The organism is Alistipes sp. CAG:268 (genome assembly GCA_000434235.1).
Taxonomy (GTDB): domain Bacteria; phylum Bacteroidota; class Bacteroidia; order Bacteroidales; family Rikenellaceae; genus Alistipes; species Alistipes avistercoris.
In genome coordinates this window covers 1-6852 of sequence record FR892004.1, presented here as the reverse complement: position 1 = coordinate 6852, position 6852 = coordinate 1, and the positions used below count along the sequence as shown (strand labels likewise).

Below are 6852 nucleotides of genomic sequence, written 5' to 3'. Positions count from 1 at the left end.
GGCTGTCGGCGCGGAGCCACTCCACGATGCCCGTGGTGCGCATGGTCATCGAGTCGCCGAACGACACGAGCTTCGGCTGTTCGGCCTCGACCGTCGCACGCATCACCTCGAACGCCTCCTCGGGCGTCTTCACCGTGACCACGTCGAAGTGGTGGCGTCTGAGTGCGGCTGCACACCGTGCGATCGCCTCCTCGGCCGCCGGTGCCTGCATCGTGTCGGTCCGACCGTTCTGCGGCTCCGTCTCTGCCGCGTCTATCTTTTTCGGGGTCTGTTCCATGGGTCTCCCTTTTTGAAGTTTTAACGTAACTTGCGTTTCACGACGGCCGGATTTCCGGCCGCCAGCGAGTCTTCGGGTATGTCGTGTACGACGACGCTCCCCGCGGCGATGATCGACCGGTCGCCGATCCGCACGCCGGGACAGACGATGACGCCGCCTCCGAGCCAGCAGTCCTGTCCGATTACGATCGGCCGCGCCGACTCCTTCGTCTGGCGGCGTTCGAGGTAGTCGATCGGGTGCTGCGGCGTGTAGAGCTGGCAGTTGGGTCCGATGAGCGTGTGGTCGCCGACCGTGATGCCTCCGCTGTCGAGGAACGTGCAGTTCGTATTGACGAAGACCTTCCTCCCCAGCCGGATCGTGTGCCCGTGGTCGCACCGGAAGGGCGGGATGACCGTGGCCGAAGGGTCGGATGCGGGCATGAGCCCGGCCAGCGCCGCGCGGTACTCCGTCTCCTCGTCGGGCGATGCGGCGTTGAACCGTGCGAGACGCTTCCGGCAGCGGCGGAAGCTCTCCATGATCTCGGGCTTCGAGAAGTCGTAAAGCTCGCCCGTGGCCATCTTTTCGAGTTCGTTCATGCGGCGGAGCCTGTTTTTGCCCCTCCTATTTGAGGAGGAAGCGGTAGATGTCGTTTCCGTTGGCGTAGAGCAGGAGCATGAGGATGATGATCAGCCCCACGTACTGCGCGGCTTCGAGCACCCGGTCGCTGACCTTGCGCCCGGAGACCATCTCCCAGAAGGTGAAGATCGCGTGGCCGCCGTCGAGCCCCGGGATGGGGAGGATGTTCATTACCGCGAGGATGATCGACAGGAAGGCGGTCTTCATCCAGAAGTCCTGCCAGTCCCACTGCGAGGGGAAGATGCTGCCGATCGAGATGAATCCTCCGAGCTCCTCGTACATCTTGGTCTTGGGCTGCACGATGAGCTTGAGCTGCTCCCAATAGGAGGCCAGTACGTCGCCTGTTTTGCGGATGCCTGCCGGAATCGCCTCGGCGAAGGTGTAGTTGCGGGTCCGGTAGGAGTAGGGATTGCGGGCGATGACCCCGATCTTTCCCTCCTCCGACACGGGCAGCACCATGCTCATCCGCTCCCCGCCGCGCAGCACGTCGAGGCGCACCGAGTCGCCGCCCCGAGTGCCGAGGTAGGTGCGGTAGGCCGGGTAATCGAGTCCCTGCAGGTCGTCGATCCCGACGATCTCGTCTCCGGGTCGCAGTGCCGCGACGGCCGCAGCACTGGCGCAGCTGTCGATCAGGAAGGGTACGCGCAGCGTGAAGAGTCCTTCGTAGCCCTTCTGCTGCCGCATGGCGATCAGCTCTTCGAGCGTCAGGTCGAGCGTCATCTCCTCTCCGCCGCGCTCGACGACTACTTTGCGGCCTCCCTCGGTGATCAGCAGTGCGTTGAGTGCCCCGGCGATGTCGTCCACCGGCTCTCCGTCGATCGAGACGAAGCGGTCGCCGTCGCGGAACCCGAGCCGGTGTCCGGCCTCGTTGAAGTTGTAGCCCCAGCGGGCGTCTTCGTTGGCGAAGTAGGCGTCGCCCCACGTGTAGCAGATGCCGATGTAGATGCCGATGGCCAGCAGGACGTTCATCACCACGCCGGCGATCATCACCAGGAAGCGCTGCCAGGCGGGTTTTGCGCGGAACTCCCACGGCTGGGGCTCGCGCTGCTGGTAGCTCTTGTCCATCGACTCGTCGATCATGCCGGCGATCTTCACGTAGCCGCCCAGGGGCAGCCACCCGAGTCCGTACTCGGTATGCCCGCGGCGGAACTTGAAGAGCGAGAACCACGGGTCGAAGAAGATGTAGAATTTCTCGACGCGGATGCGGAACACGCGCGCCATGATGAAGTGTCCCAGTTCGTGAATCCCCACGAGGATCGTGAAGCAGAGGAAGAACTGGAGGATTTTGATCAGTATGTCCATGTTGCAGGTGCGGATTTACAGGTTGAGGAATCGGGCGGCCAGCGTGCGGGCCTCGTCGTTGGCTGCGGCGTAGTCGTCGAGCGTGGGTGCGGCGACGAATGCGGCGTGCCCCAGGGCATATTCGATGGCGCGCACGATGTCGAGCCAGGCGCAGCGCCCGGCCAGGAAGGCGGCCACGGCCTCCTCGTTGGCGCCGTTCATCGTGCAGGCAGCCGTTCCGCCGCGGCGCAGGCAATCGTAGGCGATGTCGAGCGCCGGGTATTTCACGCGGTCCACCTCGGCGAAGGTCAGCTGGGGATGCTCGACGAAGCTGAAGCGCTCCTGCGGTCGGTGTGCCCGTTCGGGGAAGAAGAGCGCGTAGCTGATCGGCATGCGCATGTCGGGGGTCCCGAGCTGGGCCTTGATCGCGCCGTCGTCGAACTCGACCATCGAGTGGATGATCGACTGCGGGTGCATCACCACGTCGATCCGTTCGGCCGGCGTGCCGAAGAGCCAGTGGGCTTCGATCACCTCGAAGCCCTTGTTCACGAGCGTCGAGGAGTCGATCGTGATCTTGGCGCCCATGTGCCACTGGGGGTGGTGCAGCGCCTGCTCGACGGTTACCGAGGCGAGCGCCTCGCGCGGGAGGTCGCGGAACGACCCGCCGCTGCAGGTGATGATCAGGCGGCGCACCGCGGCGCGTTCGCCCGCGAGGCACTGGAAGATGGCCGAGTGCTCCGAGTCGATCGGCAGCACCGGGGCGCGGCGCTCGCGGGCCAGGGGCATGACGTAGGCTCCGGCCACCACGAGCGACTCCTTGTTGGCCAGGGCGAGTTTGCGTCCGGCTTCGAGTGCGGCCACCGTCGGCGCCAGTCCGGCATATCCGACCAGTGCATTGACCACCACGTCGGCCGCGCCGCTTGCGGCGACCTGCGCCACGGCCTCTTCACCGGCGAAGACCTTCGTGTCGGTGTCGCTGAGGGCCTCCCGCAGGGGGGTGTAGTATCGTTTGTCGGCGATGACGACCGTGTCGGCGTCGAATTCGCGGGCCTGGCGGGCGAGCTGTTCCCAGTTGCCGTGGGCCGTGAGGATGCGGGCTTCGAACCGGTCGGGGTTTTCGCGGACGATGTCGAGGGTCTGCACGCCGATCGAACCGGTCGATCCGAGTATGGCAAGGCGTTGTTTCATGGTTGCTTCTTAGAAGACGATGTAGCTCTCCGGATCGACGGGCTTGCCGTTGCTCCAGAGCTCGAACTGGAAGAGCCGGACCTCGCCGTTTTCGGCCTCGGCATTGTAGCCGACGATCTCGCCGGGGCGCAGGGTCTGCCCCGTAGCCACGAGCGAGCGGGAGAGGTTCCGGTATACCGACAGCAGGTTCTGGGCGTGCTGCAGGATCACGGTGTATCCGTTTTCGGGCGTCCAGAGGCTCTGTACGACCGTCCCGCCGTCCACGGCGGCCACGCGGTCGCCGGCCGCTGCGGCGATCTTCACGCCGAAACGGCCTGCGGCGATGTCGAACCCTTCGGTGATGATGCCCTCTATGGGGGTCATGAGCTGGATCGACTCGCGCACCTTCCGCCGCGAGGAGCCTTCGTCTCCTGCGAGGGAATAGGGTCCGTCTCCCTCCATCTGGGCGCGGAGAATCGAATCTTCGGGCGAGGGCATGACGAGCACCTTGTTCGACGTGCGGAGGCTGTCCGAGGCGGGCAGCGTCCGCGCCACGGGGGTCTTGCCCTCCATGATCAGCCCGATGTTTTCGTTGTAGGTGAGCATGTCGTTCATCATGCGCTCCATCGAGTCCAGGCGGATGATGTTCTGTATGAGGTTTTCACGCGAGCGGTCCGCTTCGGTCCGGTATCCGGGCAGGAATTCGAGGATCGGCGAGTAGGCCACCAGCGAGAGGATCAGTATGAAGAGCGTGAGCACCACGGCCACCGCTCCGGCGAAGATGCTGGCCGGCGAGAGGTGTATGTGCCACTCCTCGCTGTTGTCCGTGGCGTTGAGCATGTTGAAGCGGCGTTTGCGGAAGAGTCCGCGCCACCATGCCTTGAGATTCGGGAATTTCATCGTTCGGTCCGTTAGATTGCGTTTTGTTTCGAAGATACAAAGATAATATAACGCGGGCGCACTGCCAAATTTCGGGAAATAGTTTGCGGATACCGTCGGAATTTCGTACCTTTGTACTACTGTGAATCAACGTAAACGAACGAAAAAAAGTATGGTAAAGCCTACATTACTCGTACTCGCCGCGGGCATGGGTTCCCGCTACGGGTCGCTCAAACAGATGGACGGCGTCGGTCCGAACAACGAGGCGATCATCGACTATTCGGTCTATGACGCGATCCGTGCCGGTTTCGGCAAGGTCGTATTCGTCATCCGCCACTCCTTTGCCAAGGAGTTCCAGGAGGTCTTCTCGCCGGCCCGCTTCGGCGGCCGCATCGACGTGGACTTCGTCTTTCAGGAGCTGGACTACCTGCCCGAGGGGCTGTCGGTTCCCGAGGGGCGCGTCAAGCCGTGGGGTACGAACCATGCGGTGATGATGGCTGCCGAAGCCATCCGCGAACCGTTCGCCGTGATCAATGCCGACGACTTCTACGGTGCCGAGGCCTACAAGACCATCGCCGACTACCTGATGCAGCTCGACGGAAGCCGTGACCGCTACTGCATGGTGGCCTACGACCTGAACAAGACCCTCTCGTCGAACGGCACGGTGTCGCGCGGCGTCTGCGGCGTGGACGGCGAGGGCAACCTGACCTCGATGGTCGAGCGCACGCAGATCGAGCGGATGCCCGACGGGAAGATCGTCTTCCACGACGGCGGCGCCGACGAGGAGCTGGCCGAGGATACACCCGTTTCGATGAACCTGTTCGGTTTCACGCCCGACTTCTTCGCATACTCGAAGGAGTATTTCCGCACCTGGTTCGAGGCCAACCGCGAAAACATAAAGGCCGAGTTCTACATTCCGACGATGGTCAATAAGCTCATCGGCGACGGTACGGCTTCGCTGCGCGTGCTCCGCTCGGCCGCCCAGTGGCACGGCGTCACCTACAAGGAGGACAAGCCGGCGCTGATGGCCTCCATCGAGGCGATGATCGCCGAGGGCAAATACCCGCGCGACCTCTGGAAATAGCCATCCCGGGCTCCGGCGCCGCGCCGGGACCCTGTGGACCGAAAAACCCCGGACCTTCCGTCGTGGAGGTCCGGGGTTTTTCCGTTTTCCGCCGCAGCCTGCCGGGTCACTCCGCGGCTGCCAGGGCGTCGGCCTTCTCCTTCATGCGGGCGGCCCGCTGTTCGGTGTCGGGGTGCGACGAGAACATCTTCTGCACGCGCGACGCCTTCTCGCCCTGCGAGAGCTCGAGGAGCCTGTTCAGCGCGCTGTACATGGCGTAGGGGCTGAATCCGTGGCTGGTGGCGAACTCGAAGCCGTACTCGTCGGCGGCATACTCCTGTTTCTGGGAGAACTGCGCGTCGGTGAAGGCGGTCACCACGTCGCCCAGCTGCGACTCGCTCAGTTTCGCCACGACGCTCCCTTCGGCTGCACCGGCCGCGTTGCGCGCCGCCGAGGCCAGGTAGGCGTTTTTCATGGCGTGTTTCACGTCGGCATGCACGACATGCCCGATCTCATGTCCGATGATGGCCATCAGCTGATCGTCGTCCATCAGGTCCATCAGCGAGCTGAACACGCGGATCGATCCGTCGCCGCAGGCGAAGGCATTGACATCGGTCACGAGGTATACCTTGAAGTTGAGCGGCAGTCCGTCGGCGTCGGTGATGCCCTCGGTCAGCCGTTTCAGCCGCTGGACGTACTCCGACGAGTCGGGTGCCACCGGGTTGTTCTCGTCCATCCATGCCACCGCCTCGCGGCTCAGGTCGGCGATGTCCTTATCGCTCAGTGTAATGGCCTGGGCCACATCCTTGCCGGCCGAGAGTAGTTTGGACGTGTTGATCTTCCTGCCTCCGATTCTCAGCTGCGCCGAGGCGCTCCCGGTCCCGGCTGCCGAGGCGAGCAGTACGAGTCCCCAAATCAGGATCTTCTTCATTTTTGATGGTTGCGGTTGTCGTTTTTCCGACGCAAATGTAGCGAATGCGGGGCGAATTCGCAAGCGCGAATTTCGCCTTCCTGCCTTCGTCCGTCCGCCATTCCGTCTCTTCCGCTTCCTTCCGCTGCGGCGGATGGAGGCGTCCGTCCGCCATTCAGTCGAGAAAACCCTCGCGCACGAGCTGTTCGCGGATGCGCGTCCAGTCGGCCACGGGCCGCTTTTCGCCCTCGGCGAAGCGCAGCGGGCAGCCCAGGTTGCTGTCGTCGATGTAGAGGTCGGCGTGGATCTTCGGCGAGGAGCTCCAGCGCCGCTGCGCGGGGTTTTCGTTCACGGCGTAGAGCGGGATGCCGTGCCGCCGAAACCACTCCACGGCCTCGGTGAGCAGCGCCCCGTGCCGCATCGTGTAGAGGATCAGCCGGCAACCGTTGCCGGTCAGTTCGCGGAGCACGGGCACGGCTCCGGCATCCTCCCCGATCTCGGGGTAGGCGTGCGTCACGACCGTGCCGTCGAAATCCACGGCGATGATTGCATTGCGTATGGCCATCGTCAATTATTTTTTGTGTTTGCCGAAGATGCGGCGCAGCAGGCCCCGTATCCCGCGCCGTTTCTCGTCGTCGCGGCGGTCGTCGCCGTATCCGT

At 63.9% G+C, this 6852-nt stretch carries 7 protein-coding genes and 1 pseudogene; 1 reads left to right on the top strand and 7 read right to left on the bottom strand.

What is annotated here, in order from left to right; genetic code table 11:
• From QZL63_RS06575 to QZL63_RS06555, 5 genes and pseudogenes are all read right to left on the bottom strand, one after another.
• Positions 1-277 (bottom strand): annotated as a pseudogene (locus QZL63_RS06575) (hypothetical protein); the annotation flags it as partial.
• 20 nt (positions 278-297) lie between these two features.
• Complete coding sequence (locus QZL63_RS06570) at positions 298-852, bottom strand: sugar O-acetyltransferase (RefSeq protein ID WP_022308531.1); 555 nt, start codon at positions 850-852, stop codon at positions 298-300.
• 25 nt (positions 853-877) lie between these two features.
• Entirely contained in the window at positions 878-2194 is a 1317-nt protein-coding gene (gene rseP / locus QZL63_RS06565) for an RIP metalloprotease RseP (RefSeq protein ID WP_022308530.1), read from the bottom strand.
• Between the two features lie 15 nt (positions 2195-2209).
• Complete coding sequence (dxr, locus tag QZL63_RS06560) at positions 2210-3361, bottom strand: 1-deoxy-D-xylulose-5-phosphate reductoisomerase (RefSeq protein ID WP_022308529.1); 1152 nt, start codon at positions 3359-3361, stop codon at positions 2210-2212.
• 9 nt (positions 3362-3370) lie between these two features.
• A complete protein-coding gene (locus QZL63_RS06555; protein ID WP_022308528.1) occupies positions 3371-4240 on the bottom strand; it encodes a murein hydrolase activator EnvC family protein in 870 nt (289 codons plus the stop codon).
• A 151-nt stretch (positions 4241-4391) separates the two neighbouring features.
• Between QZL63_RS06555 and QZL63_RS06550 the strand changes: the two genes are divergently transcribed.
• Positions 4392-5303 (top strand): nucleotidyltransferase family protein, encoded by a 912-nt coding sequence (locus QZL63_RS06550; RefSeq protein WP_022308527.1) that lies wholly within the window; start codon positions 4392-4394, stop codon positions 5301-5303.
• A gap of 106 nt (positions 5304-5409) precedes the next feature.
• Here QZL63_RS06550 and QZL63_RS06545 read toward each other — a convergent pair whose 3' ends face one another.
• Both QZL63_RS06545 and QZL63_RS06540 read right to left on the bottom strand, forming a co-directional pair.
• Positions 5410-6213, bottom strand: coding sequence for a M48 family metallopeptidase (locus QZL63_RS06545; protein ID WP_022308526.1), 804 nt, complete (start codon positions 6211-6213; stop codon positions 5410-5412).
• A 154-nt stretch (positions 6214-6367) separates the two neighbouring features.
• Entirely contained in the window at positions 6368-6757 is a 390-nt protein-coding gene (locus QZL63_RS06540; RefSeq protein ID WP_022308525.1) for a hypothetical protein, read from the bottom strand.
• Positions 6758-6852: the final 95 nt, after the last annotated feature.